Source organism: Sulfuricaulis sp., assembly GCF_040901545.1.
Lineage (GTDB): Bacteria > Pseudomonadota > Gammaproteobacteria > Acidiferrobacterales > Sulfurifustaceae > Sulfuricaulis.
This window is the reverse complement of record NZ_JBBDYL010000014.1, coordinates 1-1,183: the sequence shown is the minus strand read 5'-3', so window position 1 is coordinate 1,183 and position 1,183 is coordinate 1. Positions and strand designations below refer to the sequence as shown.

General features: G+C 56.9%; 2 protein-coding genes. Both read right to left on the bottom strand.

The window, feature by feature from the left end; genetic code table 11:
* Positions 1-141 precede the first annotated feature (141 nt).
* A complete protein-coding gene (locus tag WD823_RS02900) occupies positions 142-849 on the bottom strand; it encodes a hypothetical protein (RefSeq protein ID WP_368427986.1) in 708 nt (235 codons plus the stop codon).
* Between the two features lie 239 nt (positions 850-1,088).
* A partial coding sequence (locus tag WD823_RS02895; RefSeq protein ID WP_368427987.1) for an NAD(P)(+) transhydrogenase (Re/Si-specific) subunit beta occupies positions 1,089-1,183 on the bottom strand: 95 nt, incomplete at its 5' end.

Here is a 1,183-nt window from a genome sequence, read left to right as displayed (position 1 = left end):
CGCCGAGGGCGGAGGTATCCGGCGCGAGGTGCTGATGCCGAAGCTGATCGTGCGTAGTTCGACGGCGCCGCCGCCGTAACAACGCCGGAGGCTACAACGCCTTGACGATGCCCTCAGTCATCTTCTTGGCGTCGCCGAACACTACCGGTGGGAGGCCAGCGCGTTCATCAGCGCCCTGCCCTCTGGACTTGACTGGAGACCAACAAAGAGCGGCGTTGCCCACACCTCCTTCTCGGTCACCTTTTTGATAATGGCAAATCCACCGACTTGTACCTGGCCAGACGAGAATTCCACGACGGCCGTGTTTGTCGTGAGGAACCGAGGGTCATAAGGCAAAACAAACTTCACCCCGCGTTGGCTGGCGTAGATGTGCGGGGCCGTCTTAAGATTTGTCATGTCTAACTGCTTCGGCTGTTCTCGGGATTTCGGTCCATTCTTGGTGCGAAAGCGCCCTTCAAAGCTGACAAGCATCCCTATTGGGTCTTCAATCGTTGCCGTGGTCTCCTGCCAACTCAAGGCGGGAAATTCGAGCCCCACAATCGCGCGCTCCAGCTCCAATAGCTCTCGAACGATCCATCCTTCTCTGGGAACACCTTCCCGAAAATCATCCGGGAATGATCCACTCCAACCTGTCAGGCTCGCGTAGTGAATAAGGCGCGGCACGTTGATGTAAATGAGCGTGCTGACGCAGTTGTCTTTCACGGCCGTCGCACTTCGAACAAGCTGTTCGCGCGCAGATTTCTCGGCCGCAAGTTTCCAAAACCTCAGAACTTCAACCGGGTAGTCGATTCCGCCGTTCTTGTCGACAAGGTTTGAACAGAGGGAGCAAAGTTTGAACAGAGGGAGCAAAGCCAAATTCCATTGTCGAAGCTGTGTCGCTCCTCCTCTGACTGTTCTCCGTCATATCGAGGCGATCCCGGCTGCGCCCCTTTTATGTGGGCGGCGACGCCTATGTTATCGCTTTTCTCGATACTACCGCTTGGGCCGATCGTAATGCGCCGACAGCCAGGATTGCTGCACCTCGCTCCGGCACGCTTCATCAGCGTATCGATAACGCCGTTTGCGAAGTGTCCTCTCCGCATGCTGCCTCACAGCGCCTTGACGATGCCCTCGGTCATCTTCTTGGCGTCGCCCAACAGCATCATGGTGTTGTCGCGATAGAACAGCGGGTTGTCGATGCCGG